A 26,004-nucleotide genomic window follows, 5' to 3' on the forward strand; every position below is an offset into this window, starting at 1 on the left:
GGCCATCGTCGCGCGGCCAAGGCGCCGCGCCTACCTACCCAGAGGCCGCTACCGTGCCAATTTTGATTTTGTTTTTTATCGGCTTACCAATCATCGAGATCTATTTTCTGATCGAGGTGGGGGCCATCATCGGCGCCGTGCCGGCCATCGCGCTCACCCTGTTGTGCGCGCTGCTTGGCACCTGGCTGGTCCGCCGTCAGGGGTTCAGTGTACTCATGCGGGTGCGCGAATCGCTCGCCCGCGATGAGGTCCCGGCCCTGGAGCTGGTGGACGGCGCCCTGCTGCTGGTCGCCGGATTGTTCCTGCTGCTGCCTGGTTTCCTCACCGATATCGTCGGCTTTCTGCTCCTGATCCCGCCGCTGCGCCGGTTGGTCATCCGGCGCACCCTGGGGGTGATCCCGGTACGCACCTTCGATGCCGATCCCGGGCGCGGCCCGCGCGTGATCGAGGGGCACTTTCGTCGCGAGGACTAACGGCCCTGGCCCGTCCCCCTCTCCGTTCTCCCCCACGAAGAGGAAGGGAGACGTGGACCGCGCTCCCGGCGCGACTTGCACGGGAAGGCTCAGTCGACCACCGGAAAGGTCACTGCAATGGCCCAGGCAAAGGCCAGTCCGATGGCCAGTGCGCCCACCAGCGGGTGGCGGGTGCGCCGGTAGATCCAGCCGCCGATGAGTCCGTAGAGCAGGAAAAAGACCAGGATCGCCGGCACGATGATGATGAGGAAGAACAGTTGGCTGAGATTCAGGGCCACCGCCGCCAGCAGTGAGAACAGGAATAACGCCTTGGTGAGCACCGGCGCGGCCCGCGGTGTACCTGGTCCGTGGGTGAGCCAGCCATCGGCGGCAAAGTAGGCCCAGGTGCCCGGGACAATCGCCAGAATCAACCACAGGCGGCCGGCCGCGGGCAGGAAGGAGGTGACATAGCGGTCGATGGGGAGCGCGATCGCCAGGGTCAGGTAGGTGCCGCTGACCAGTGTGCCGATCAGCAGGCCCGGCCACAGGACCAGCCCCGCCGACGGCGGCGGTGCGGCGGCGACGACGCGCTGACGCCATGGCGGTAAGCGTAGCGCTGCGATGGCCAGCAGGGCGTAGACCCCAAGTAAGAAGACGGTGACGTAGCGATTCAGCAGGGGTGCGGCGATCGGCAGGTTCAGCATGGCGGCAACCTGACTATCCAGCAGGGGCCGCTCGAGCGTCAGGGTAAGGTAGGTGCTGCTGGCCAGGATGGCGATCGCCAGTCCCAACCACAGGGTCCGTCCAACCAGGCGGCCGGTCGTGGCCCAGAGTCCCGCCATGGTCAGCAGACCGTAGACCCCGAAGTGCAGGGCCAGATAGTCCCCGAGCAGGATCGGCAGATAGTCGCTGGGCATGAAGCGCAAGGTGAGCGGGGTGAGCAGGGCCGGGAAGATCGCCACCGGCAGCAGTTGCCGCCAGGTGAGCCCCGCCCCCAGCGGTCGAGTCGCCGCCCGCGGCAGCAGACGCGACAGCGGCCAGGTCAGGGCGACGATACCGAGGAAGAGCAGGCCGAGCGATTGCCCGCGGGCGTCGATGAAGCCGTCTCCCGCGTGTCCGAGGGCCCGGTTTAGCCAATCCAGGGCGGCACCGATGCCGCCGCGTCCGTACAGCACCCCGATGTGCTCCACCCCGGGGACCAGCACCAGCTCCCGGGCGCTGCCGGTGGCCAGGTCGCCATAGGTCACGCCGGGCTCGACCGCGTCGCCGGTGGCGGCGGTGATGGCGTCACGGCCGGCCTCGTGGAGCATCGCGGGCTCCAGCTCCCCGAACACGAACAGCAGGTTACGCGGTTGGGTCCGCGGGGCATCCGGGCCCATGTAGGGCGATAGGAGTACCGAGGCCACGACCTGGTCGCGATGCGCGGTGGCATAGCGCAATAGGATGTCCCCGGCCATGGAGTGCCCGAGCAAGGCCAATCGGCCGTCGCCCCCGGGCAGTCCAGCGGCGAACCCGGCCACCTGCTCTAATGCCCCCAGCAAGACCCCCACGCGTCGCGCCTCGTCTTCCAGGCGGGCGACGAAGGGGCGTGGGTTGCGACCGTGCCCGGGAAAGTCGAAGGTAACGGCCATATACCCGTTGCGGGCCAGGGTGACCGCATAGGGCTGCATCAACTGCTGCGAGGCGGCGAAGCCGTGGGCGATGACCACCACGGGTGCCGGCGTCCCGCCGGCCGGGCGGTAGACGGTAACCGGGATGTCGCCGACCCGTTGGGTCTCGACGGTGAGGCCCGCCGTGGCCGCGGTCAGGCGCCACAGGCCAGTGCCGATCGCGGCCACGGCGAGGAGGGCGACGGCGAACGCCGCCAGGGCGAGCGCCCGCCGGAAGCGCTCTGGTTTGGCGACGTCGGCGATAGGGATCGTCATGGGGGGATACCTTGAAGGAAAGAAATGCTCGCAACCAGACATGGGGACAGGCAGACGCCAAGAAAGCGACGCTTAACGACAGGGTGCCGGGGCGGTCAGTGACACTGGCCAACGCATCGGCGCCGAAATGGGGTACTGTTTGCCGATGAAGATAGCCCCAGCCCGTGCCTTAGCGATCCTCGTCGTGCTGCTGTCCGGCGGTTGCGACACGCGCCTGCCAGTACCCGATGCGACCCTGCTCGAGGTCAACGCCGCTGTCAACCGTCAGGGTCTGCCCTGCCCGCGCGACTACTGCCAGGATGATTGGCCCGATCCCGCCGACCTACCGCAACTCGAGTATTGGGACTGCAAGGCCTACGCGGTGGCCAAGGCCCATCGACTGATCGGTCAGTATGGCTACTCGCCGAACCGACTGGAATATTTGCTGATCGCCGGTCCACCGCTGCGGGTCACCCATGCCGCCCTGTTGGTGGACGGTCGCTGGGTGATGGATCTGGGGCTGCGCTGTCAGGTGTGCGAGCTGGACCGATTCGTCGCTGGCGTGACCGTCACCGGACGGCTGCCGGTGAACGAACTACCGCTGGTGGTGAGGATGCTCAGGCGCTGAACCCGTCGCCGCCCGACGCGCTCGCGAGGCACGGTCGGGAACAGTCGGCCCCCAGGCCGGTGATTGTCTCAGTTAGCGTCATCCTCGTCCGGCCGGTGAAGAACCGGGGCGCCGCCCGGATCGGTCCGCCGCCGTAGCAACCCGGACGTGAGTCTGAAATAGACTAGGAACAGACCGGCGAAGGCGTAGAACGACAGATATTGAGGGACCGCCAGGCGGTCGGCCAGCACGCCCAAGGCGCCGGTAATGAGGGTGAGTGCCAGCAGCACGGCGGTGGCCCGGCCATCCGGCAGGCCGCGGCCAAGCAGCAGATGGTGCAGGTGCCGGCGGTCGGCGGCAAAGGGGCTGTGCCCGGCGCGCAGACGCCGCACCATCACCGTCAAGGTGTCCAGTAGCGGCAGGGCCAGAATCCATACCGCGGTGATCGGTGCCATGACGGCGCGATCCCCTTGTGAGAGATGGATCAGAAACCAACTCAGAACGAAACCGAGCATCGTGCTGCCGGCATCGCCCATGAACACGCTGGCGTGGGCCCGCCATGGGTGGCGCAGGTTGTAGGCCAAAAAGCCGGAGATAGCCATCGCCAGCACCAGCAGGGCGCCGATATCGCCCGGGTGAGTCCCGGGAGCGGTCAGGCACAGCACGAGCAGCCAGCCGGTGACGACCAGGCCAGTACCGCCCGCCAAGCCATCGAGCCCGTCAATCATGTTGAAGGCGTTGATGACGCCGATGACGCCGAACAGCGTGAACAGCACGGCCCCCGCGCCGAGCGTGACCGCCCCCAGCCCGAACAGATCGCCCAGACTGCCCAGTACCACATGGCTCCCCAAGGCCATGAGCAGGACAGCGACGGCTTGGAACAGGAAGCGCGTCGCCGGCCGGCTGGAGTGGATATCGTCATAGAGCCCGACCAGGGTCAGCAACGTCATGCTAATCAAGAGGATCGGCCAGTCCTCCGGTTTGGCCGGGAGCAGCAGGACGCTCAGGCAGAAGGCGCTACACATCACCACCCCACCGACCAGCGGCACCGGGTAGCGGTGGTGTTTGCGGTTGCAGGGGCGATCGACCCAGCCCAGCGTCTGGGCCGGCCCGGCCAACAGCGAAATCAAGCCGACACTGAACAAGAACGTGCCCGGCAAGACCCAGTATTGCAGTAGGCTAAATACCGTCATGTCATCGTTGAACCTTTTTGGTGCCCGCCGGTTGGAAACACCGCATACGCAGTGGGCCAGGACAGCCTCCGGCAACGGCCATGGCGCCCACACCACCCCGCAAGATGAAAGTGGCGGGCGCCTTGGCCGTTTCCCCACCCCGCCCTCCCCCAATAGGGGAGGGAGAACTGGAGCGCGCTCCCGACGCGACTTTCACGGTAAGCTCATACGCCGAACGGATTGCGCAGGTTCTCGGGTGCAATCGTAAAGGTCGACGGGGCGCGAGGCGCCTCCTCGCCGGACGCTCCCGGACGCCGGGCGCGCGACCCTTCGTGGTGTAGCGACCGGTGAAAAAACACCCCGGCCAGGAAGGCCGTAAACACGGCGTTAGCAGGCGTCCGCAGGTTAAATTCGACCAATGTGTGCAACATCATCAGCAGCAACGCGATTCCCGCTCCGGCCTGGGCAAAGCGGAACGTCGCCCAGTCCCCGCGAGTCCACACCCTTCCCCACTGGCGAAGGTAGAGCAGCAGCCAGACCGCGATCAGCACACCGGCGACCAGGCCGAATTCCAGCAACCATTCCAAATAGTCATTGTGCGCACGGTTAATGACCACTCCAGGAAACATGGCAGGATGGAACCGCTGCATGACATCGAGGAAGGTGCCGGCACCGCTACCCAGGGGGAAGAATTCGCCGATGACCTGCACCGTAGCGTTGAATATACCCCAACGCGCATCCTCAAACGGGTCAGTGGAGGCGAATCGGCTCCAGACCGGCATCAGGCCGATCAGGCTGGCCAGCCCGACCCCGCTGGCGGTGATGGTGCCGATCACCCCGTAGGCGTTACGCCCCCCCAATCGGTAAGCGAACAGCAGGACGCAGAGGACGATCCCGAGCATCGCCAGGCCGACGCCGGTGCGCGAGCGGGTAAAAATCAATCCGAGCAGAATGGCCAGCGACAGCGCGCCCAAGGCCGCAGCCTGGTTGATCCGCGTGACCGTCAAACGCGCCAGCCAGCGACGCAAGGTCGGCTTACGCCGGCCATGGCGTCCCGCGCTGTGTGCCGGCCGCCCGTGGCCGGCCACGGCGGCCAATAGGGCCAAGCCGACCGGCAACGCCATTTCCAGCAGACCGGCCAAGTGGCTGCGGTTGGTGTAGGTGCCCAAGGCGTTACCGGCGCCCATGCCGGTTCGCCCGAACTGAATCAGTCCCAGCAGCGCCTCACCGGCGGCGATACTCAAGAACACCATCACCAACACCAGCAGCCGCTCACGATCCAGCCGCAGCGCGACCAGAAACACCGCCAGTGGCGGTAGTAGCGTCAGCCAGGCGGCCTCGGTAGTACTCGGAATCAGTGACATCGCCCGCCAGCCGAAACCCTCGCCGACGTCACCGGCCAGTCGCATCGCCCCGGCATAGAAGGCCCGCCCCGGCAACTCCGCCCACAGCGTGGTCGGCAGCGGCAGCAATTGGGCGAGGGGCAGCAGAAACAGCAGCAGCAGAAAAATCCGCACCGGTTGAGACACCGGCCGGCCGCGCTCGGCGCGACTGGCTTCGCCAGGCCCCGGGGCGCCCGCCATCAGCCGCCCGGGTAGCCATAGGAGCCCCAACAGTCCCAGCGCGGCCAATTCCAACGCCATCAGGGGCAGCGGGCGCCAAGTCCCCAAAAACAGCGGTGCGAACACCAGTGTCGCGGCCATGCCGAAAAACAACGCCGCCCCGTCGGGGGGGGCGTTAAAACTCAGCGGGCGATGATCCGTCATCTAAGGTGCAGTGATCGGTACCGGCGGCGTCGGCGGCGTCGGCCCCGGCACTGGGTTAACGGTTCCTGACGACGTACCCGCGGCGCCCCCGGTCAGCGCCGCGCCCGCTACCCCGATCGCCGCGGCCGTTGCCAAACCCAAACCAAGCGGAGGAATCACAACGGCCGCGACCGCGGACCCGGCCCCGGCAGCGGCTCCCGCCAAGGCTTCCACCGACCCCTGTAGCTCGGCTGGGAGGGTGGCCAGAAAGGCGTCCGCCGCCACCTGCCCCGACGTCACCTGAATCGCCACGTACAAGTCGGACAATTGCTCTTGGCTCAACGCCGCGACCAGTTCCGCCCGCTCCGCGGCGTTGAGATTGTTGTAGGCAGCGGCCAGTTGTTGGGAGTTATAGGACGCGAAATTATTCAAGATGACCGCCACCTTGGCGGCATGTACGCTTTGCCCGATGGCCTTATCTTGAAAGCCCGCCGTGGTGCGCACCACCGCCTGCGCGGTGCGACACTGATCCGCCCCGCCGATCGTCAGCAGGCTGTTTTCCGGCAGGGCCACCGCACAGCCGTCGGGATACACGACCTGCGCGGTCCCACCCGCGACGGACATCACCCGATTGCCGGCATACAGGGGCATCGCGTCCCGCGCCGGGCCCGTCGTCGTGGACTGGCCGACGAACACCCGCCCATTTAACTGCTTCAGGGTGGCCGAGGGCTCGACCGCGCTGGCAGCGACGGCGTAGCCCGCCAGCATCAGCGTCAACCCAGCACTCTTATAGCGTATTTTCATGTCTGTAAAACCCCCGAGATTGTTGACCTGTCATTCAGCAGTGCGCCCGTCGCTGGCGGCAAACAGCTCGCGGCGCCGGTCTACGTCAGGCACTTGGGGCGATCCGGCCAGCTACCCCGGGCCCGTTGCGACCCTCAGACCTCGCGCGGACGGATCGGCGCGGTCTTTACTCCCACGCGATTATAATCGCATTGAGTGGGAGAGTTGGCAAAAATGACGTGCGCGGCACCGCCGTGGGGTCCGCGGGTCGGCCCGGCAAGTTAAGTTGGGACAGCGCCATGTCGCATGCTAGACTCGCCCTGATTTCGGGGTGCCTGCCGAGCGTCCGGGTCCTTAGGGTTTCCGGTATAGCGGCTTCATCAGTGCAGCGGACAGCACCCCCGCCCCATCGCCTGGTTCGAGTTTTTCGACGCCGCATCATGATCGATCTGCATTCCCATCTGTTGCCCGGAGTTGATGACGGAGCCCCTGACCTGGCGACGTCGCTGGCGATGGCGCGGGTGGCGGTGAGCGATGGCATTGAGGTGATGGCCTGTACGCCGCATATCTATCCAGGATTGTACGAGAATGAAGGATCGGCCATCCGGGCGGCGGTGGCGCAACTGCAAATGCGCTTGGACGAGGCCGGCATTGCCCTGCGTTTGAGCCACGGGGCCGATACCCATGTCGCGCCCGACTTGGTTGCCGGGCTGCGCTCCGGCCGGGTGCCAACCCTGAACGATAGCCGCTATTTCCTGCTGGAGCCGCCCCATCATGTCGCCCCGCCCCGGTTGGAAGAAACGGTATTCAACCTCCTGACCGCAGGCTATGTGCCAGTGATCACCCATCCGGAACGCCTGAGTTGGATCGAGGGGCACTACGAGGTCTTTGTGGAGTTGGCGCGCAAAGGCGCCTGGCTACAGATCACCGCGGGCAGCCTGACCGGCCGCTTTGGTGCAGGTGCCCGGTATTGGGCCGAACGCCTGCTGGATGAGGGCTGGGTTCACATTCTGGCGACCGATGCGCATGGGGTTGAACGCCGCCCACCACTGCTGGCCGAGGGCCAACGCGCGGCGGAACCCTGGGTGGGCGCGGAGGAGGCTTGGCGTCTGGTCAGTACGCGCCCACGTGGTATATTGGAAAACGCGGGGCCGGACAGCCTGACCGCCGCTTTAGGCTTGGTGAGCCCGGTAGCCGACGAGTCGGCGGGCTGGTGGCGGGCAAGGAAATGGTTCGGTCGTCGCTGAGTGTCCCGCTGGGTGGTCGGGAACCTGCGAGGCGTGACCGCCCTAGGTCTATGTGATTGCCATGACGTGCTAAATTCGAGAGGGTCGCGGTTTTGTCTAGTAAGGCCGTAGTCATGCCATCGTGGATATTGTGGCTGGGCGTCCGCATGGCGCTGTGCATGTTCGCGCTTGGTATCGCGGCTTGCGCCAGCACTGGCCAGCACCCGGGCGATGCAGAAAGCGCGTCCGCCTCAACGAACACCGCTACCATCAACCCGAATCTCACCACCAACGGTAATGCCTCGAGCGACAACGATTACGTCATTGGCCCGGAGGACTTGATCAAGATTGAGGTTTATGGGGCCGAGACCATGAACCGCTCGGTGCGTGTCAATGCCAGGGGGCAGGTCGTTATGCCGCTGATCGGTTTGGTTCAGGCCGGCGGCCTCACCAGCGATCAATTGGCGGCCGAGATCGCCGCGCGGCTTGGCAAAGACTATATGCAAAACCCCCAGGTCCTTATTTTTATTCAAGAGTATACCAGCCAGCGGGTCACTGTCGTCGGTGCGGTTAATAAGCCGGGGGTTTATCCGCTGAAGGGTCGGGCAACCCTCGTGCAGGCGGTTGCCAGCGCCGGCGGCCCCAGCAAGGTGGCAAACATTAGGTTAGTGAAGATCATGCGTCTCAAACCCGACGGCGAGCGCAATGTAATGGAATATAATATGCGCGACATCCAGGACGGGCGGGTCCGCGACCCAGAAATTCATGGTGAGGACCTGGTACTGGTCGATACCTCGCTGTACAAGGATACCTTCACCGATATGTTCCAATGGGTGTTACCGTTAGCGGTGTTCGGTACCTTCCTCTGAGCCAATCTCGCTGCCCTCAACTGAACCCAAAGCACGTATGAACCCGCCCGATTTCCAGCTCTCGGCCGATTCCAGTCCACCCCCTCCTGGCCGCGCCTTGGTGGAGCGCCGGAGCAGCGCTCCCCTGACGGCGGCGCCGCCGGCCTTCACGGGCTTCGAGGACGAGCCGGAAGGCCAGGGTGTCGATCTGCGCGAGCTGTTGCAGGTTGTCATAAAGCGCCGCTGGACGATCATCATCTTCACCGTCATTGTGGTCGCGGCGGTGGTCACGGCGACCAACCAGGAGACCCCGATCTACCGTGCCAACCTGACCCTGCAGATCGACCGGGACGATATCAAGGTCCTTGCGATGGAGTCGCCGGGCGAGCGATTTTTCAACGGCAAGGAGTACCTGGAAACTCAGTACCAGCTACTCCAAAGCCGCAACCTGGCCAAGCGTGTGGTCGACCAGATGGGTCTGGCCGACCGGACGGCGGCCAAACCAGCAGCCCCCTCGCTGGTCAGTGAGGCCAAGGGCTGGCTGGTCGGCTTGCTGCCGGGTGGCGGGGGCGCCGCGCCCAAGCAGCCGAACAACCAGGGCCAGGCAACCGATCCGGCGGCGGACAGCGCCCGCATGGAGGGCGCCATCGGCCTCGTGCTCGGTGGCCTGAGCGTGGCGCCGATCGAGAAATCCCGGCTGGTGCGACTGTCTTACGATGGCCCCAACCCGCAGCTCGCGGCCGACATCCTGAACAACATGGCCAAGATTTTCATTAACCTGAATCTCGAGCGACGTTTCGAATCGACTACTTACGCGCGCAACTTCCTGCAAGAGCGGCTGCAACAGCTCAAGACCAGACTGGAGGAATCGGAGCGGGAGTTGGTCGATTTCTCCCGCCGGGAACAGATCATCTCAGTCGATCAGAAGGAGAGCATTATCACCGGTAACCTGGCCGCCGCCAGTGCGGCCTTGACCGATGCGAGAAGAAAGCGGATGACGGCGGAGTCGATCTACCGACAGATGGAGGACGGCGCCCGCGGCCAGGGGCTCACTCAGGTCCTGGACAGTAAGGTCATCCAGGATCTCAAGCAGAGCAAGTCGAAACTCGAGGCACAATACCAGGAAAATCTGGGCACCTATAAGCGGGCGTTTCCGACCATGGTGCAGTTGCGTGCCCAGATCAATCAGATCGATCTCATGATTAATCGGGAGATCGACAACATTCGGGCCGCGACGACGAGTGAGATCACCTCCAACTACCAGGCCGCCCGTGCCGAGGAGGCGATGCTCCAGACCTATCTCGACCGGATGACCCAGGAAGTGCTGTCGCTGCAAACCCGCAGTATCCCTTACAATATCCTGCGCCGCGAGGCTGACACCAACCGTCAGCTCTACGACGGCCTGTTGCAGCGTTACAAGGAGGTCGGGGTGACGGCGGGGATCGGGACGAACAACATCTCAGTGGTGGATGAGGCCAAGGTGCCGCGCGCACCTTACAAGCCGAACCTGCGCAAGAGCGCCATGACTGCGCTGCTCTTGGGCCTGCTGGGCGGGATCGGCTTGGCCTTCCTGTTTGAGCATCTCGACGACAGCTTCCGCCGACCCGAGGAGCTGGAGAAACTGCTGGATATCCCGATGCTGGGCGTCATCCCGAAGACCCCGCCAACCTTCGGGGACGACCGGGCCATGGCGCTGATCGGCCACGACGACCAGCGCTCAATCTTCGCCGAGGCCTACCGTTCGGTACGTACCGCACTTCAGTTCTCCACCGCCCGCGGCGCGCCACGACTGCTGACCGTGACCAGTGCGATGCCTGGGGAAGGGAAATCCACTACCGCACTCAGCCTGGCGATCCAGTTTGCGCAAGCGGGCAAGCGGACGCTGCTGATCGAGGCCGACCTGCGCAAACCCTCGGTCCACCGCAGCCTGAAGCTGGACAATCAGACGGGGCTCAGCAATTATCTCACCGGCGGGGAGGCGCGACCGCTGGATATCACCCGACCCACCCATATTCCGAACCTGTTCGCCATCACGTCAGGGCACCTGCCGCCCAACCCGGCTGAACTCCTGTCCTCGGCCCGGATGCTTGATCTGCTCTCCCTGGCGGCGGAAAAATTCGACCAGGTGATCCTGGACAGCCCGCCGCTGCTCGGCCTGGCCGACGCACTGATCATCGGCAATCTGTGCGAGGGCACCCTGCTCACCGTCGAAATGGGCAGTACCCCGCGCAGTTATGTGCAGGGCACGGTCAAGCGGTTGCGTTCGGCCCGCGTACCCCTGCTCGGGTCCATCTTGACCAAGCAGGAGGCTCAGTCTGGTGGCTACGGCTACTATCGCAGTTACTACTACTATCAGCACACCGGCTACGGCGAGCCCATCGCCGATCAGGCAAAGAAGCTAGCCGGCTAGGGGAATTGCCGATCGAAGATCGAGGATCAACCTTGCGCCTGTAATCCTAAATCAACCATCCTCAATCGCTTGATCATAAATTCCTCGCCATGACCGCTACCGATATCGTGGATCTGGCGCTCGCATTCTATCGGGACCCGCTGGCGTATCAGGGGCGATTCGTGGCGACCTCGCCGCTGCCGCCGGGCGTGGGGCGCCTGCTGGGACTCGCCCATGGCGGTGCGCCGGTGCTGACGGAGGCGGCTCGGCAGCGTGGAGCGCGACCCGCGGAGGTGCAAGACGCCGCACGGTTCCTGATTCAGCAACTGTGCTTCGCCCGCGGTGCTGGCCATTACCGGACCCTGGGGCTCGAACCCGACGCATCCTTTGAGCAGATAAAGGAGCACCACCGCCGATTGATGTGGTTGTTTCATCCCGACCGCGCGGCCGGCCGCGACCCCTGGACCGATGGCTACGCGGCCCGACTGAACGATGCGTGGGATACACTATCCCGCCCAGAGTCGCGGGTACGCTATGATACCGGGTTGCAGCAGCGCGGGCTCCAGAGCGGCGGCGGCCGGCGTGCGACCGGACGGTCACCGCTCCTCTTCAGGAGTCGCCCGCGGCAGATCGCCAGTCGACCCATTTACGCGCAACGTCAGCGTTGGCTGCCCATCCTGGTTCTGGGCGGGTGTTCGCTCCTCGCCGCGCTGCTGGTCGGGGTGAATCATTGGCTGCGACCGGCGGCCGTGCCGCTGGTGTATGCGGCCCGCCCCGCCGTGCTGACCGCACCGGACCAAGCGGTGAGAGCGGCCGAGCTGAAATGGGCGCAAGAGCAACGAGAGCGGATCGCGGCGACCGTGAAGAGCGAGCAAGATCAGCGGTTCGATCTATTGGTGCAGACGGTCGCGGGGGCGGCTGAACGGTTACGGCTCGAGCGGTTACGCCAGGAGCAAGACGCTGCCGCCCGTCGCGCGCAATTGGCTCTACCGAGTCGCGCTGAACCACCGCGGGTACCATCGGCGTCGCCCCTGCTGGTCGTGCCGGTCGAGCCGGTCGCCCGGGTCAGCCAAGCCGCCACGCCTACCCCCGCGGTCGATCGCAACCCAGAGACCGCCGGGCTAACGGCCATGGCGCCCGCACCACCCCGAAAGATGAAAGTGGCGGGCACCGTGGCCGTCCCCCCCCCCCGCTCCCCCAATAGGGGAGGGAGAAGTGGAGCGCGCTCCCGACGCGACTTTGACGGTAACCGATCGGGACGTGGAGCGACTGGTCAAGCGTTACACCCGCGCCTACCAGCGCGCCGACCTGAACGCGGTGATGAGGCTCTTTGCCCCCGGTACGCGCGACCGGGACGGCGGCGACCTTCGCCGCGGGTACGCGGCGACCTTCGCGGCTTACGAGATCCGCGAACTGCGGTTTTATGACCTGGACTGGGGTGTGCGCGGCGATACCGCCAAGGTGTTCGCCAGCTACGAACTGCGGCTGCGGCAACGCACGAACGGGCAACTGAGCCAACTGGGGGGTACGATACGTCTTGGACTGCACAAGCACGCAGACCGGGTCGTCATCGATGCGATCGACTACCAGTGGCGGGCGAATTAAGAAGGCGGCGGACCATGCGACTATCCAGGAACTTGATTACTGTGACCGGCATCTGCCTGCTGGGTGGGTTGTTGAGCTGGCGGGTCCTGGTCGTCGGGCTCGCCGACTACTATGCCGCCGACCAGACGCCCGCGGCGGCGGCGTCCACACTACGCTGGCGCCCCGACGCCCCGGAGGCACTGCGGCGGCGGAGGCAGGCATTCGCTCAAAGCGCGCCGGCCGTGGCGGGCCCACTGCTCCAAGCCTCGGTGTGGGCGAATCCGACCAATCCCCGGCCCTATCTGGCGCTGGCGCGGGTGTGGGCCGGGGCCGGCCGAGTGCCGGAGGCCATTGCATTGGTTGAGGTCGCCGACACTCTGGCGCCGATGAGCCCCCCGGCCCTGGCCGAATCGGCGTGGTTCTGGTTCGAGCGGGGCCGCCCGGAGCGCGGCCTGGAGCGCTGGAGCGCCCTGCTGCGCAACAGCCCCACGAGCGCCGGGGAGTTGTACCCGCGGCTGCTGCGGTTGGCCGACATGGCGGCGGCCCGGCCGCTGTTCCTGCCGCTGCTGCGGCAGCCGCCCGACTGGTGGGAGGCCTTTTTTGTCTACGCGGCGGCGCACGCACCGCGTCCGGAAACAGTGACATTCCTGTATGAGGGCCGCAATCGCGGCGGGGCACTGCCGTCCGCCGCAGAGCAGCGCGCCTACCTAAACCGATTGTGGAAAGACAGCCGGTGGTCGGAGGCCTATCTAGCCTGGTTGGGCGGGCTCGACGCGGACGCGCAAAGGGGGTTGGGGCAGGTCTATGACGGCGGATTCGATCTGCCGATCACCGGGGTCGGCTTCGACTGGCGGATCGCCAAGGCCCGTGGGGTGACGGTCGAAACCATCGACACCTATGGTTCACGCGGCCAAGCGCTGCATCTGGTGTTCGATGGTCGTGGGGAACGCTTCCAGCACGTCTCTCAGCCGCTGTATCTGGAGCCCGGTCGCTACCAACTCCAAGGGCGGGTAAGGACGGACGGACTGTCCTCGCGGCAGGGGCTCATCTGGGCGGTGCGCTGCCAGCGGCCGGACGCCGAGCCGTTGGGCGCCAGCGAGTCCTTTAGTGGCAAGGATGACTGGCAGCTCTTCAGCTTCGAGTTCCAGGTGCCTCAGGCGGATTGTCCGCTCCAGTGGCTGCGTCTGGAACAGGACCAATCACCCGGCACGGTCGGTGAGGCCCTGGGCGGCGGCATCTGGTTCGACGATCTTGTCATCAGCCGGCGCGGCTAGACCGTTATGAGCACTTGGAGCGTGGTCTTCACCAAGCCTCGACAGGAAGCGCTCGCCAGGGAAAACCTTGAGCGCCAGGGATTTGCGGCCTATCTCCCGCTGCTTAAGCAGAGTAAGCGGCGACGCGGCTGCTGGGTTGAGGTGGTCGAACCCCTGTTCCCGCGTTATCTATTCGTGGCGCTGGAGTTTGGTGTACAGGACCTGTCACCCATCCGCTCGACGCTCGGGGTCATCGACCTGGTGCGATTCGGCCTCACCCCCGCGACCGTCCCGCGGGGGGTCGTCGAATCCTTGATGGCAGCCGAGGACCCGGCGGCGGCTTGTCACTTAGGTCGCCACGAGCCGTTTCGCAAAGGCGATCGAGTGACGATCGCCGCCGGTCCATTCGCCGGTATCGACGCCATCTTCGAGGAGTCTACTGGAAAGGGGCGGGTCTCCCTGCTACTCGACCTGCTGGGTCAAGCGAATCGTGTTCAGATCGACAAGAATCTCGTCCTCGCTGCGCCGGGCAGCCCCCCGTAGGGGTGTGATCGGCGCCGAGGTTGGGTCTCAATCGTCCGTGACCAGACACGGACTCGCCCCGCGCGACCTCAGCCAACAGCCCCTCCCAAGCCGCAAGCGCCCGCTGCTGCGCGAACCGTTCCTCTAGCAGGCTGTCGGACTTAGTGATGCAACCGATTGAATGCAAAGAGTTTCATCTTTTGCGCCAAAAAGTCGTTTTCCTGTTTAATCAATCGGTTACGCCATCAAGTCCGACAGGCTGCTAGGAGACGCCGCGCATTGGCCCCCTGCCGCCCCCGCAGCAGCGCATCGTCGCGCAGCCGCTCGACCGCCGCAGCGAAGCCCGCGCCGTCTCCCTCCGCCACCCAGCGCCCGCAATCGTAGTCTGCCAGCAGGCGTGCAATCTCCCCGTCCGGCTGCCCCACCAACAACACCGGTCGGCCAGCCGCCGCGACCCCGTAAAACTTGCTCGGCACCACCAGCCCTTCCAGCCCCGGGGGGTGTGAGACCCAATGCACATCCGCAACACCCAGACTCAAGTGCAGGGCTGCGCGTTCCTGATAAGGCTGAAACCGCACATTGCGTAGCCCAAGTCGCTCCACCTCGCCGCGTAGGGCGCGCCACTGAACGCCGCCGCCGATGAACAAAAACATGACCGGCCGCAGCGGCGCCCCCGCCGCGACAGCCGCGGGGCCAGCAGCGTCGCCCGGGATCGCTGGCCCGGCTCTCTGGCCCGTGCCCGGCGCTGCGCCGGTCCCCGCCTCATCGAGCAACTGCGCCGCCTGCAACAGCGTCGCGTAGGTATGTGCCCGCCCGAGATTTCCGGAGTAGCCCACGACGAAGACATCCTCCAATTCCCACTCCCGGCGCAGCTGGTTGGCCTCGGGCGCGAGCGGGCGAATCGCCTCGGCATCGGCCCAATTGTGGATGACCCTTACCCGGCTCGCTGCCACCCCGGCCGCCAGCACCCGCTCGGCCATGCGCTCGCTGATGGCCACATTCACCGCCGCCCCGCGCAGCGACCGATCCCGCAGCCGCCGCAGCCAGCGGCCGAATCGCCCGTCCATCCCCCTGACATTCAGCGCCTGCGCCACCTCCGGAAACAGGTCCTGGAGCCAGTTCACCAGCAGCACCTGCCGCCCCGCCAGGACCCAATAGGTCAACACGGACAAGAGCGGCGGATCGGTCATCGTCACCACGACCTCGCCCGGACGCGCCAACTGCCGCAGCCGCCACATCGCGCACACAAAAAAACTCAGATAATCCATGGCCCGGCCGGGCAGGCCCACTCGCCCGAAGCGGCTGGTCCAAACGCGATGGACCTCGACTCCCAGCACCGACTCCCGGGCCGCCAGCCCGGCCTGCGCGTTCAGATAGCCCTGGCGGCTGGCAATCACCCGCACCCGATGCCCCCGCGCCACCAGATCCAATGCCAAATCGGTCAGCAGCTGACTGGTTGCAGAATGGTCCGGATGGAAGAAGCGATTCAGAAAAATCAGATCCATATCATCAGCACCGCGTTACGACGACAATCGCCTGACCCAAATATCCCCACCCGTACCTAACCGAAACCGCGGCGCCTCCCGCACGCGCGCAACCAACCGTTCGCAATCGGCCACATACAACAGCCCAACTGCCAGCGCAGCCAGCGCGCCAAGGCCGCACCTGGGCGCCGACGATTGAGCGGGTGGCGCAGGATAAAGCTCAACGACCGCACCAACTTCATGGACATTGGCCCTCGCGTCTCAGTGGCCTGCGCAAGCCGCCGACCAGCCGCCCTAAACCCCATCGTGCCCGCCAAGCAATTGTAACTCGTAAACTTTCGCCCGCGCCTGGGCGATATAGCTCGCGCGAATTTGACAAGCAATCAGGCCAGCGCGACCCTCCATGAACCCCGCCCGGACGATGTAGTGGTAAAAGAACCAAAGATACGGCTCACCGGGCAGGCGAATAATCAGGGCCTTCAGCCACCGCCGCCGCTGCGGTGCGTTGCCGAACAGCCGCGGCTCGATCGTGTCCTCGCCATAGCGACCAGTGCTGAGGTAGCGGTGGCGAACCCGCGCCTCCCAGGTCGAGTATTTGTTATGGCGGGCGATATAGGCCTCCAGCCCCTTGAAATCCTGATGAATTAGTGGCGTCGCGAGCCTCCCGATGCGCCCCTGCACCACCACGCGCTCGTGGATCTCCATGTCCAGGCTGTCCGGCGAGTCGTCAAACAGTCGCTCGAAGCGCGCTGTCCCGGTGCGCCACAACAACACCGCTGCGTGGGAGAAGCCACCGTGCCGCAAGCGCCGGCCGAGAAAATGAAACCCCTTGGTAATCAGATAGGCATCCAGTGCATCCGGGCGCCGGACGACCCCCGCGATCTCCTCCCAAAGCGGCCGCGGAACCACCTCGTCAGCGTCCAGCGACAGCACCCAGGGGGTGTCGATCGCGACCTGCTCCAGCGCCCATTGCCGCTTCTTCGGGTAGCCGCCGGGGTAGTCGAACTGCACCACCTCGGCCCCATGCGCCAGTGCGACCGCGGCCGTCGCATCGGTACTGTGTGAGTCAAGCACGATCACCCGCGCCGCCGGACCCAAGGCCGCGAGGCAGCGCGGCAGGTTGAGCGCCTCGTTCTTCGCCGCGAGCAGGACGGTGAGCGGGAGTTTGGTGCTGGGATCACTCATCATGAATTAGGGCAATTGGTGTAAGCACATGGCGTCGACCGAAAGTATAGCATTGCAGGTCCTGGTATATGCCATCCTGCCAGGATTTAGTAGCCCGCGCACCCTCCTCACGTCGGCCAGATTCCCGCTATCGCGAATGCGGTCACGAGATCGCTTCAACGCTCGCCAACGTTTTGCTGGTGCTTCAGGAAAAAAACAATATCATGATATCTCTTCTCACCAACTAGCTTTGAAAGAGCATACCTAGCGATCCATCTCAGCTGGGCGTCAATTATCTTCGATAATGGCAGTGGCTTTTCGGATATCAAGAGAGAGGCTTTATCACTGATGCAATCTAACAGACGAACGATTCCCTGTGGTAGCGGATCTCCCTTCTTGATTCCGATAAAATAAATATCTTTCGCATAAATGTTGCGGACAAACCTAAAACCTGTGAAATTCTTCAGTAGCCCGGTGCGCCGAAAGTCTGAAACATCCAGATTCTTATAATAATTGCCTCCAGAAACCTCAGCGGTTAAGGAATAATGGGGCACGCACCGGGATGTCCCGTGTTCGCCGCGCCCGATAGATGCGCACGTGATAATACAGACCCCTCCAGGCTTCAGCATCCGAATCATATTCGAGAATGTCTCAATCCAGTATTCATTGTGTTCAAAGCATTCGCATGAAATCGCCACATCAAAATAATTGGACTCGAAACTTACGTCTTGCCCGAAACATACCAAATCAACATTAGGCCCTGCCGCAATATCGACTCCAATATAGCAGCATGAGGTAAATAGTTTACGAATACTTCCGTTTATATCGCAGCTACCGACCTCCAGAACCTCCTTGCTCTTAAAGTGATCCGGAAAATGCTCCCTGCAAATTAAAACAAACTGGTGCTGTTGGTAATGAGCCATGTATGGATATCCAAGTTGTAGCCGCGGTATCGTTTTCCGGGGGGCAACAGGCGGGAGCGGACACCGGCGGTTTCCGTCTTGCGCAAAACAGAGCGCACCGGGTAGCAAGGTGTTAGTCGCTACAACAACATGTCTTGCCAAATAAGCTGCCGAGGTGGGGTGCTGTCATTGCTGTCATGGAGTTTAGTCACAATCCTTCAGTCTGGAGGCGCAAGCCGCCCACGCTGTTCGAGCGCCCCCCATAACCTAAGCGCCTGCCCCCTCCCTGCGCTTTCGGATCGTGCAAAATAATCTTAGCGCCAAAGGGACGGCAAAAGCCTGCGTAAGAACGCCCGCAACATATTCTTACTAACGATCACCAAGGAATGATAATCTTGATTCGTCCCGGCGACCCCACTAGCCGGGCATTCCAAGAGAAATCGCTGGGAAATGCGATGCTCGCCTATTAGGGAGCAAATCTTTTCCGCGATAAACTCCTCGATATGCGAACAACCACCGATCATCTCGCCGCGCACATCCAGCATCTTCTTACGATAAAAATCCGTCGAGAAAAGCATGAGCTGAGTTCTGGACCTCAGGGGGTAACCGGACTCGTTCCTATATTTTCTTCGATGATCAATGATCGCATCGAATCTAATATCAGTTGTATCTAAAAGTCTGGATATCCGCGGAAACGTTAATCTACCTGTAGCTTTAATAAAGTATTCACAGTGCGCCAATAAGACGCTCTCCTTCATAGCGTAATCAATGATGCCCAACTCGGAATAACCATAATGAACCCCGACTGGCGCCGCATTGCCTTGATAACTTATTAATTCGATCGGGATACGAGAACCACGACTCGCTGCTCGTAGAAACCCAAGGTCAGCCCCTGAGTTCTCACAAAATACGATCCCGGTGATCCTGTCGTCGGATATCTCCGTCCAGAACTCGAGCGACTTACGATAGTCTTCCTGGCGAACCTGAGGATTATTGCGCACGACCTGTTGCGCATACGGCCCGGGGTCGATAGTGGCCGTCAGCAGGACCACATAGTAATTAGAATGCATTCGGTGCTGCATAATCTATTGGGCGAGTCACCAGGGTCTTATCTCATCTTTTTCATCACGTAACGCCCAAGACACAGCGCATCCATATCGGTGCGCCTGAAGCAATCGAGCGCCTGCTCTGGGGTGTCCACGATCGGCTCATTCTCATTAAAGCTGGTGTTGAGCACCAGACCCACGCCGGTCTTGCGTTGGAACGCTTCGATCAGCTGATAATACAGCGGATTACTCTCCCGATCGACCGTCTGCAACCGCCCGGTGCCGTCGACATGGGTCACCGCCGGCAGACGCTCGCGCCACTCGGGGCGAAACTTGACCACATGCATCATGAACGGGCTGTCGAGCGTCTGCTCGAAATAGGTCGGCACCAGTTCCCGGAGCACGCTCGGCGCAAAGGGCCGAAAGGATTCGCGGCGCTTGATCTTGGTGTTGATGGTGTCCTTCATGGTCGAAATGCCGGGGTTGGCGAGGATCGAGCGATGGCCCAGCGCCCGCGGCCCCCACTCGCTGCGGCCCTGATACCAGCCGGTCACCAGCCCGTCGGCAAGCAGGCCCGCCGCCAGCTCGACCAAGTCCGCGTCGTCGGCACAGGCATGAACCCGGAAGCCACTGCCTTGCGCCACCGCGCGCAGGCGCTCATCTACATAATCTGGACCCCAGAAGGCGTGCCTCATGTGGAAGCGCTCCCGCCGACCCAGGACCTGGTGCCAGCAGTAGTAGGCCGCCCCCAAGCAGGTGCCATCGTCGGATGCCGCGGGCTGGAGATAGTGCTCCGTAAAAGCAGTCTCCCGCGCAATCCGCGCGTTAGCCACACCGTTCAGTGCGCAGCCCCCCGCCATTGCCAGCCGCGCGCTTGGCACCTGCTCGTGCAAACGCTTCATACAGTGGATCGCCGCCTCCTCAAAGCGCACCTGAGTCGATCGAGCGATATCCTTTTCGCGTTGGCTGAGTGGATCGGAGCGACGGCGCGGCTGGCCCAAGGCCGAGATCAGCCGGTCGGTATAGAAGCGGCCCATGACGATCCGTTGGGTCGCGTCGACCGCCCCGCTCGCCCCGCCCTCGTGCATGCCGAAATAGCCCCTCGCCAACCGATACCAATGCCGGTCATCCAACCGCACCAACGCGCGCATCAGCGTGTCGTAGTTATCCTCGCCATAGGGCGCCAGCCCCATGACCTTGTATTCTTCGCCGAAGGCGTCGAAGCCGATAAATTGACACAAGGCAGTGTAGAAAAAGCCCAGACTGTGCGGCAGGGTGACCCGTTCCAGTACCTCGATGCGAGTCCCCTCACAGCGCGCGGCCATCATGCTGACGAAATCGCCGGAGGCATCGTATGAAAAACCAGCGGTCAGCCCCTCGAACGGCGACAAATAATAGGCGCTGGCGATATGAGCAAGATGATGCTCAACGCCAACGGTCGCGAAGCGAACCTTGGCTGGGTCCTCCTCGCAGACCTCGGCGAGCGCGTCCAAAGTCCCCTTGGTTCGCCGCTGCCGACGCCGGTGCTCGAGCACCGCGCCCGCGGTCTTGAGCGGATGCTGGATCACATAGCCGACCTTCGCGGCGCGATTGGCCTGCGGGTCACGCGCCAGGGCCACGTGCGTGACATCGCGCAGCCGCAGGCCCGCATCCGCGAGTAACCGACGAGTGGCGTTAGCCGGAAAGGCGGCGCTGTGCTTGTGGCGCTCGCCCAGGCGCTCCTCTGCGACCGCGCCCAGCAGTTGACCGTCTACCACCAGACAGGCGGCAGAATCGGCATGGAAGGCGTTGCAGCCCAGAATAACAGTCATCGTGATTTCCACTTCACCTGAAAGTCGCGCCGGGAGCGCGCTCCACGTCTCCCGCCCCTAGTGGGGGAGGGCGGGGTGGGGGAACGGCCAAGGCGCCCGCCTCTTTCATCGTTCGGAGTGGTGCGGGCGCCATGGCCGTTACCGTCGGGTGAATGAATAAACAACCAGTCAGCCGAGCCATTCAATCGACCCGCACCCAGTCCGGCCGCTCACCGCGACCGAGCACCCAGCGATACAAAGCGAGCGTCTGCGCGGCACTGGCGTCCCAGTTGAAACGCCGCACATAGTCCCGGCCGCGCTCACCCATGGCCCAGCGCTCATCGTCAGTCAGTGCCATCGCCGCGCGCAGCCCCGCGACCAGTGGCGCGACGCCGGTGGGGATCCACCAACCACAGCGGTAGGTCTCCAGATCGGCCCAGGGCGAACCCTGCGTGGTGATGACCGGCACCCCATGGCCCAGTGCCTCGGCGACGACCACCCCGAAATTCTCACTAAACGTCGGCAGCACAAAGAGATCGGCCGCGCGATACTGTGCCGCCTTAGCCTCATCGGCCACCGGGCCCAGATAATCGATGACGGAGCTCAAACCCAAGCGCGCCACCACGCGAGACACCTCGCCCCAATGCCCGTCCTCATCCGGTCCGGCAATGCGTAGCCGCCAGCCCACCGGTGCGACTAGACCCCACGCCCGCACCAGTTCGAGTACACCCTTCTTCGGATGCACCCGCGAGAGAAACAGCGCGATGCGTTCCCGCTCAACGACTTGCCGCATGGGGGCGACCGTCGCCACGACCGCGTGGTCTACCCCGTTGGGGATGACCGCCACCGGCTGGCGTAGGCCGAACCGGCGCAGATTGCCATATTCCATTTCAGAGGTAGCCACCAAGGCCCGGGCAGCGTCGAGGTCGGCCTGCTGGAACAGCCGTAAGGCCAAGCGTTTCTTGAGCGCCTTCTGCCCGCGCGCCCAGGGTTCGAGCATCCCCCGCGGATGAACGATCAGCGGCACCTCCCAGGCGCGCGCCGCCAGCGTGGCCCAATGATTCGCCGGATGCCAGACGCCATGGCTATGGATCAGTGCGGCCCGCTCGGTGCCGCCCGCCAATGCGCCGCGCAACGGTAACCCCAGTGCCGCGGCCAGTGGATAGCGGCTGCCGATCACCGAGCGCACAACCCCCGGTTCGACTGACGGGACCGTCGGCACGTCCCCGGTGCGCTGGCTCAACAGCCGAACCGCGACCCCTGGACAGCGCACCAAGGCATCGGCCAACGCCACGACCGTGCGCGACGGACCGCCGTGGCCTGGGTCCAGACTGGGGACGCAATGAACGACCGAGATCTTTGGGTTTGCCACCGTTTAACGGACGCCCGGCCGCAGCCGATTGGCCGGCCCGGACGGCCGACCGGAACCCAGCGCCTTCTGCTGTAACTGCGTCTGACGCCGCTTGAGCTTGATGCCGGCATTCACCGACGCAAAGAGCATACCGGCAACCAGGCCCAACAGGATCAACACGGCATGATCCCCATAGAGCTGATTGGCGGCACCGAAGGTAGCCATGTTCGCAATCAGCAGTGCGCTAAAGCTGGCCGCGTACACCAAAAGCGAATCCCCCAGCAGCCCGACCCCAAACCACAGCCGCGTCGCCAGACGATACAGCAACCACAGCACGATCGCGGCGCCGGCACCGCCTAACTCAACGACGATCATGCCGACCCCCGCCTCGGCCGCGCCCTGTATGCGGCCGGCGCGCGCATCCTCCTCGTCCTCGTCCTCGTCCTCGTCCTCGGCATCGGTGCCGCCCGCATACCGCGCGCCTTGGCCGGCCATCCCGGCGCCAATGCCGAGCACGCCGGCGCGATACCAGGCCGCGTTCAGCAGATCGATCGACCGATCAAGGCGCTCGTCCGCCGACTCGAACACCGACAGGCCGCGCTGTACATACGCAGAATTGCGCCGGTCCGCCTGCGGCTTGTCCTGCCCCAGCAGGGCAAACGCGAGCGATCCCGCTAGTATCATCACCAAGACGGTGACGGTAAGGCGATTCAGCCCCTGGCGCAGCACGATCAACAGGGTCCACTGCAGCGTAAAGAAGATCGTCAACGTCATCAGCATTTTGCGCCGACCGGTCAGTATGATGGCGCCAAGCAGCGCAATGATCGCCAGCCCGGCGAGGATACGCAGCAGCAGGGACGGTCGGCGTATGACCAATACCGAGATAAATGCGATCGCGGTCGCCGCATGCCAAGCGGCCAACTCACCGACACGCAACAGGCCGGGGTGGGATAGCAGCGGACCGCGATCACCGGAAATAACCAGCGCGGCACCGGTAAAGCTACCGACGTCGCGCAGTACCGGCCAGTCCTTGGCATACTCTGGAGACAAATAGACCGTCAGGGCCGTCGGCACCATGATCAGCACATAGGTGATGACGAAGCGCTCGATCTGGCGTTCCGAGCGCGCATAGGCGATCCCCACCAACAGTGCCGCGACCGGCGCGAAATAAAAGATCAGCCCGAGGGTAGCCACCATGGGATTACCCAAGCGCTCCAACGTGTGGGCGCCCTGTAACAACACCATCAGGAAAAATAGCCACCAGGCGCGCCGCAGCCCGCTATCGTGCAGATAGAGTGGCCGCAGCCCCCGGACGGCGCCCTGCGCATAGGCGACCAGGAAGATCAGCGCGAACAGTGCCCCGGTCCAGAGGATAAAATAGGACGGTGCGCTTGGCGTGAGCTTGCGAAACACGTCCTGAAGCACGACCACCACCAGCAGCCCCAATACCCCTTGACGCCAGTCAACCAGCGCCAACAGCAGCACGAGGCAGGACACCAGCACGACCCAGGGTAGCATGGTGTCAGGCCCCCGCAGCCTTGGGCTGCGCCGGCGCTTGCCCCGGTGCGCCGACCGGGCCGCCGCACTGTCGGACCCTGCCACGCCGATCGATCAGTCGTGTCACCATGGTCACCGGCTCCGCCCCAATACCTTGTTCACGGCGGCCAAGGTCCCACCCACCGCCCGTTCCACCGAATAGCCGGCCAGCACCAATTGCCGCGCCTCCACGCCCATCGCACGCAGTCGCTCACCATCGCCTGCGAATTCGCATAGCCGATCCGCCAGGGCCGCAACATCACCCGTTGGAAAAGTGGCGCCGGTGGCGCCCGCCACGATCAGGTCCGGTCCACAGCCGACCTGATCGCTGACGATGGCCGGCCGAGCGCAGGCCATCGCCTCATTCACCACCAGACCCCAAGTCTCGCCGCAATCCGATGGCAGGACCAGACAGTCGGCAGCGACATAGGCGCGGGCCAACTCCGTTTGATTGAGAAAACCGGCGAAGGTCACCGGCAAGCGCTCGTCTGCTGCCAACGCCCGAGCCGGCTCCATCAGCTCACCCGCCCCTGCCACGAGCACATGCGCACGCGCACGCGCACCGAGCCGGTTGGCCAAGCCTAACGCCCGCAGCAAATCGAGCGGGTGCTTCTTTGGAATCAGCTTACCGGAGAACAGAAAGCAGGTTGCGTCGACGGGTATACCCCAATCGCGGCGCAGCTCGGCGCGGTACCTCTCGAGCTCGACGGCGGCCGCCGTGAAACGTTGATTGTCAACAAAATGTGGCGCAGCGTCGATTCGCTTGGGTGACACTCCGCTTTCCAGGTAGAAATCACGATTCGCCTGGCCGACCGCCAACACTCCATTAACCTGGGACAACAACTGACGGTGGAGAAGGCGCTTCCACCAAGGTCGCCACGCAAGGTTGTTCGAGTCGCCTCGCACGACCAGGGGAATGCCCAGCCAGCGGCAGGCCCACCAGGCCTGCATCAGCATCCGGGAGTGCCAGCCGGTCAGGATCACGACATCGGGCGCCCATCTGCGCAAGACCCGCCCGATCGCTGGCGTGTCGCAGCCCCCGAACGCCCCGAGCGAAGGCGCCTTCGAGACATTCGCCAGCAACTCCCACCGGTAGCCGTCCAGCAGCGGAATATCCCAGTGGAAGCCGACCCCGAAACCAACCCCCTGCTGCGTCGCATCCGGCAATAGGCCGAAAAACACCTTCAAGTCCAGCTCAGGCCGCTCGCTCAGGCCTTGGAACCAGGGAATCTGGTATTGAATGGGATGTGTAGCGACGATCGCTACTCGGGCTGGAGTGCAGTCTCTCACGGCGGGGCTCGCGCAATGGGCCGATCAGTGCGGCGCGCCAGCAGAGGGAGGTCGCAGGTAACGCGGTCCGCTTAGATAAAGACCGAGCGCCCAACCCATGCCGAGCAGTTGCGCAACCAGCGTCACCGGTATCCACCAGGGTCTGCGCAGGTGGTGGCGAGTCGCGACCGACCGCGCCGCCGTTGCGAGAAACCCGCCCAGGCTCGGCCAGCCGCTCCAGGTACGCAGGCAACAATAATAGGCCCCGACCGCGTGATCCGGCTTGAAGGTGGTCAGGTGCTCGCCGAAGCTACGGGTGCCGCCGGTGGCAACCTTGAGGTGGTAAAGGGAGGCCGCCGGCTCAAAATAGATGCGGTGGCCCGCGCGATCCAGACGGTAAGCGAACTCAGCCTCGAAACGATACGCAACCCTGACGAAATTCTCGTCAAAGCCACCCAGGTCCAGGGCGGCCTTGCGGCGTATAGAGAAGTTACCGCCCATGAATTGCGTGATCCATGCCGGCCGCAATGAGGCAAAATGGAACCGAGTGTCCTTGGAGACATCTACCCCCGCTTGCCAGGGCTGGATCACCCGGCCGGCCACCAAGGTGGCTGCGGTATCCCGGTGGGCCGCGAGGTGTGCCCTGAGCAATGCCGGTTCCGGATGGATATCGTCGTCGAGGAACAGCACAATGTCATTGCTGGCGGCCAGGAGTCCCTGGTTCATGGCCCGCGTAATCGAGGGTTCCGTCAAACGCAGCCAGCGAATACCACCGGCGGCGTCCCACTCCCGCAGCATCGTTTCGACGTCTGATGTATGCGCCCGCGTTTGATCCAACACCAGGACTTCGGCCGGCGGCGGACTGAGGTTCAGCACCTCTCGCAGGGTGTCGACCAACACGTGATCGCGGCCATAACTGGGGATGGCGACCGTGATTTTCAAACGGCACTCCAGGTCGGTGCAGGCAGACCCACGGG

22 protein-coding genes and 1 pseudogene are annotated in these 26,004 nt (G+C 64.0%); 9 read left to right on the forward strand and 14 right to left on the reverse strand.

Features of this window, described 5'->3' with window-relative positions; genetic code table 11:
* Window positions 1–53 precede the first annotated feature (53 nt).
* Window positions 54–473: an FxsA family protein gene (locus tag QZX93_RS03380; protein ID WP_295392316.1), complete on the forward strand. Its 420-nt coding sequence runs from the start codon at window positions 54–56 to the stop codon at window positions 471–473.
* 89 nt (window positions 474–562) lie between these two features.
* Here the strand turns inward: QZX93_RS03380 and QZX93_RS03385 are convergent, their stop codons facing one another.
* The gene (locus QZX93_RS03385; protein ID WP_295392318.1) at window positions 563–2,377 is read right to left on the reverse strand and encodes an alpha/beta fold hydrolase; all 1,815 of its coding nucleotides are present in this window, start codon (window positions 2,375–2,377) and stop codon (window positions 563–565) included.
* Window positions 2,378–2,522: 145 nt separating this feature from the next.
* On the opposite strand from QZX93_RS03385, the gene QZX93_RS03390 reads away from it, so the two are divergent.
* The gene (locus QZX93_RS03390) at window positions 2,523–2,984 is read left to right on the forward strand and encodes a hypothetical protein (RefSeq protein ID WP_295392320.1); all 462 of its coding nucleotides are present in this window, start codon (window positions 2,523–2,525) and stop codon (window positions 2,982–2,984) included.
* Between the two features lie 68 nt (window positions 2,985–3,052).
* Here the strand turns inward: QZX93_RS03390 and QZX93_RS03395 are convergent, their stop codons facing one another.
* The 3 genes from QZX93_RS03395 to QZX93_RS03405 form a co-directional block, all read right to left on the reverse strand.
* Complete coding sequence (locus QZX93_RS03395) at window positions 3,053–4,156, reverse strand: MraY family glycosyltransferase (RefSeq protein WP_295392322.1); 1,104 nt, start codon at window positions 4,154–4,156, stop codon at window positions 3,053–3,055.
* Between the two features lie 203 nt (window positions 4,157–4,359).
* Window positions 4,360–5,838: an O-antigen ligase family protein gene (locus QZX93_RS03400; protein WP_295392323.1), complete on the reverse strand. Its 1,479-nt coding sequence runs from the start codon at window positions 5,836–5,838 to the stop codon at window positions 4,360–4,362.
* A gap of 63 nt (window positions 5,839–5,901) precedes the next feature.
* Window positions 5,902–6,684 carry a hypothetical protein gene (locus tag QZX93_RS03405; RefSeq protein ID WP_295392324.1) on the reverse strand — a complete coding sequence of 261 codons (783 nt, stop codon included), beginning with the start codon at window positions 6,682–6,684 and terminating at the stop codon, window positions 5,902–5,904.
* Window positions 6,685–7,103: 419 nt separating this feature from the next.
* Here QZX93_RS03405 and QZX93_RS03410 point away from each other — a divergent pair, with 419 nt between their 5' ends.
* The 3 genes from QZX93_RS03410 (at window position 7,104) to QZX93_RS03420 (ending at window position 11,147) form a co-directional block, all read left to right on the forward strand.
* On the forward strand, window positions 7,104–7,910 hold the full coding sequence (locus tag QZX93_RS03410; RefSeq protein WP_295392325.1) for a CpsB/CapC family capsule biosynthesis tyrosine phosphatase: 807 nt from the start codon (window positions 7,104–7,106) through the stop codon (window positions 7,908–7,910).
* Window positions 7,911–8,023: 113 nt separating this feature from the next.
* Window positions 8,024–8,758: a polysaccharide biosynthesis/export family protein gene (locus tag QZX93_RS03415; RefSeq protein WP_295392327.1), complete on the forward strand. Its 735-nt coding sequence runs from the start codon at window positions 8,024–8,026 to the stop codon at window positions 8,756–8,758.
* Window positions 8,759–8,795: 37 nt separating this feature from the next.
* Window positions 8,796–11,147 (forward strand): polysaccharide biosynthesis tyrosine autokinase, encoded by a 2,352-nt coding sequence (locus QZX93_RS03420; RefSeq protein WP_295392328.1) that lies wholly within the window; start codon window positions 8,796–8,798, stop codon window positions 11,145–11,147.
* Window positions 11,148–11,173: 26 nt separating this feature from the next.
* Here the strand turns inward: QZX93_RS03420 and QZX93_RS03425 are convergent, their stop codons facing one another.
* Window positions 11,174–11,560 (reverse strand): hypothetical protein, encoded by a 387-nt coding sequence (locus QZX93_RS03425; RefSeq protein ID WP_295394353.1) that lies wholly within the window; start codon window positions 11,558–11,560, stop codon window positions 11,174–11,176.
* Between QZX93_RS03425 and QZX93_RS27265 the strand changes: the two are divergent.
* The 4 genes and pseudogenes from QZX93_RS27265 to rfaH form a co-directional block, all read left to right on the forward strand.
* Window positions 11,522–11,605 (forward strand): annotated as a pseudogene (locus tag QZX93_RS27265) (hypothetical protein); the annotation flags it as partial. The gene QZX93_RS03425 and the pseudogene QZX93_RS27265 overlap by 39 nt on opposite strands.
* Before the next feature lie 736 nt (window positions 11,606–12,341).
* Window positions 12,342–12,731 carry a hypothetical protein gene (locus QZX93_RS03430; RefSeq protein WP_295392332.1) on the forward strand — a complete coding sequence of 130 codons (390 nt, stop codon included), beginning with the start codon at window positions 12,342–12,344 and terminating at the stop codon, window positions 12,729–12,731.
* Window positions 12,732–12,772: 41 nt separating this feature from the next.
* Entirely contained in the window at window positions 12,773–13,984 is a 1,212-nt protein-coding gene (locus QZX93_RS03435) for a hypothetical protein (RefSeq protein ID WP_295392334.1), read from the forward strand.
* 6 nt (window positions 13,985–13,990) lie between these two features.
* A complete protein-coding gene (gene rfaH, locus QZX93_RS03440) occupies window positions 13,991–14,506 on the forward strand; it encodes a transcription/translation regulatory transformer protein RfaH (protein ID WP_295392335.1) in 516 nt (171 codons plus the stop codon).
* Window positions 14,507–14,730: 224 nt separating this feature from the next.
* Here rfaH and QZX93_RS03445 read toward each other — a convergent pair whose 3' ends face one another.
* The 9 genes from QZX93_RS03445 to QZX93_RS03485 form a co-directional block, all read right to left on the reverse strand.
* Entirely contained in the window at window positions 14,731–15,990 is a 1,260-nt protein-coding gene (locus QZX93_RS03445; protein WP_295392336.1) for a glycosyltransferase family 4 protein, read from the reverse strand.
* 273 nt (window positions 15,991–16,263) lie between these two features.
* Window positions 16,264–17,157, reverse strand: coding sequence for a glycosyltransferase family 2 protein (locus tag QZX93_RS03450; protein WP_295392338.1), 894 nt, complete (start codon window positions 17,155–17,157; stop codon window positions 16,264–16,266).
* Window positions 17,158–17,309: 152 nt separating this feature from the next.
* Entirely contained in the window at window positions 17,310–18,056 is a 747-nt protein-coding gene (locus QZX93_RS03455) for a class I SAM-dependent methyltransferase (protein ID WP_295392339.1), read from the reverse strand.
* A gap of 293 nt (window positions 18,057–18,349) precedes the next feature.
* Window positions 18,350–19,105 carry a hypothetical protein gene (locus QZX93_RS03460; protein ID WP_295392341.1) on the reverse strand — a complete coding sequence of 252 codons (756 nt, stop codon included), beginning with the start codon at window positions 19,103–19,105 and terminating at the stop codon, window positions 18,350–18,352.
* A 38-nt stretch (window positions 19,106–19,143) separates the two neighbouring features.
* Window positions 19,144–20,892 (reverse strand): carbamoyltransferase C-terminal domain-containing protein, encoded by a 1,749-nt coding sequence (locus QZX93_RS03465; RefSeq protein ID WP_295392343.1) that lies wholly within the window; start codon window positions 20,890–20,892, stop codon window positions 19,144–19,146.
* Between the two features lie 181 nt (window positions 20,893–21,073).
* Window positions 21,074–22,243 (reverse strand): glycosyltransferase, encoded by a 1,170-nt coding sequence (locus QZX93_RS03470; protein WP_295392344.1) that lies wholly within the window; start codon window positions 22,241–22,243, stop codon window positions 21,074–21,076.
* Window positions 22,244–22,246: 3 nt separating this feature from the next.
* Complete coding sequence (locus QZX93_RS03475; RefSeq protein WP_295392346.1) at window positions 22,247–23,740, reverse strand: hypothetical protein; 1,494 nt, start codon at window positions 23,738–23,740, stop codon at window positions 22,247–22,249.
* A gap of 111 nt (window positions 23,741–23,851) precedes the next feature.
* Window positions 23,852–25,048, reverse strand: coding sequence for a glycosyltransferase family 4 protein (locus QZX93_RS03480; protein ID WP_295392348.1), 1,197 nt, complete (start codon window positions 25,046–25,048; stop codon window positions 23,852–23,854).
* A 24-nt stretch (window positions 25,049–25,072) separates the two neighbouring features.
* Window positions 25,073–25,969, reverse strand: a complete 897-nt coding sequence (locus QZX93_RS03485) for a glycosyltransferase (protein WP_295392350.1) — start codon at window positions 25,967–25,969, stop codon at window positions 25,073–25,075.
* Window positions 25,970–26,004: the final 35 nt, after the last annotated feature.

Origin of the sequence: uncultured Thiodictyon sp. (assembly GCF_903946935.1) — a bacterium.
Taxonomy (GTDB): Bacteria; Pseudomonadota; Gammaproteobacteria; order Chromatiales; family Chromatiaceae; genus Thiodictyon.

Bases quoted from the DNA above. Each gene is read 5' to 3' on its own strand.
- QZX93_RS03385 (WP_295392318.1), bottom strand. From the start codon at position 2,377: ATGACGATCCCTATCGCCGACGTCGCCAAACCAGAGCGCTTCCGGCGG.
- QZX93_RS03390 (WP_295392320.1), top strand. From the start codon at position 2,523: ATGAAGATAGCCCCAGCCCGTGCCTTAGCGATCCTCGTCGTGCTGCTG.
- QZX93_RS03395 (WP_295392322.1), bottom strand. From the start codon at position 4,156: ATGACGGTATTTAGCCTACTGCAATACTGGGTCTTGCCGGGCACGTTC.
- QZX93_RS03400 (WP_295392323.1), bottom strand. From the start codon at position 5,838: ATGGCCGCGACACTGGTGTTCGCACCGCTGTTTTTGGGGACTTGGCGC.
- QZX93_RS03405 (WP_295392324.1), bottom strand. From the start codon at position 6,684: ATGAAAATACGCTATAAGAGTGCTGGGTTGACGCTGATGCTGGCGGGC.
- QZX93_RS03410 (WP_295392325.1), top strand. From the start codon at position 7,104: ATGATCGATCTGCATTCCCATCTGTTGCCCGGAGTTGATGACGGAGCC.
- QZX93_RS03415 (WP_295392327.1), top strand. From the start codon at position 8,024: ATGCCATCGTGGATATTGTGGCTGGGCGTCCGCATGGCGCTGTGCATG.
- QZX93_RS03420 (WP_295392328.1), top strand. From the start codon at position 8,796: ATGAACCCGCCCGATTTCCAGCTCTCGGCCGATTCCAGTCCACCCCCT.
- QZX93_RS03425 (WP_295394353.1), bottom strand. From the start codon at position 11,560: ATGAAACAACCACATCAATCGGCGGTGGTGCTCCTTTATCTGCTCAAA.
- rfaH (WP_295392335.1), top strand. From the start codon at position 13,991: ATGAGCACTTGGAGCGTGGTCTTCACCAAGCCTCGACAGGAAGCGCTC.
- QZX93_RS03445 (WP_295392336.1), bottom strand. From the start codon at position 15,990: ATGGATCTGATTTTTCTGAATCGCTTCTTCCATCCGGACCATTCTGCA.
- QZX93_RS03450 (WP_295392338.1), bottom strand. From the start codon at position 17,157: ATGATGAGTGATCCCAGCACCAAACTCCCGCTCACCGTCCTGCTCGCG.
- QZX93_RS03455 (WP_295392339.1), bottom strand. From the start codon at position 18,056: ATGGCTCATTACCAACAGCACCAGTTTGTTTTAATTTGCAGGGAGCAT.
- QZX93_RS03460 (WP_295392341.1), bottom strand. From the start codon at position 19,105: ATGCATTCTAATTACTATGTGGTCCTGCTGACGGCCACTATCGACCCC.
- QZX93_RS03465 (WP_295392343.1), bottom strand. From the start codon at position 20,892: ATGACTGTTATTCTGGGCTGCAACGCCTTCCATGCCGATTCTGCCGCC.
- QZX93_RS03475 (WP_295392346.1), bottom strand. From the start codon at position 23,740: ATGCTACCCTGGGTCGTGCTGGTGTCCTGCCTCGTGCTGCTGTTGGCG.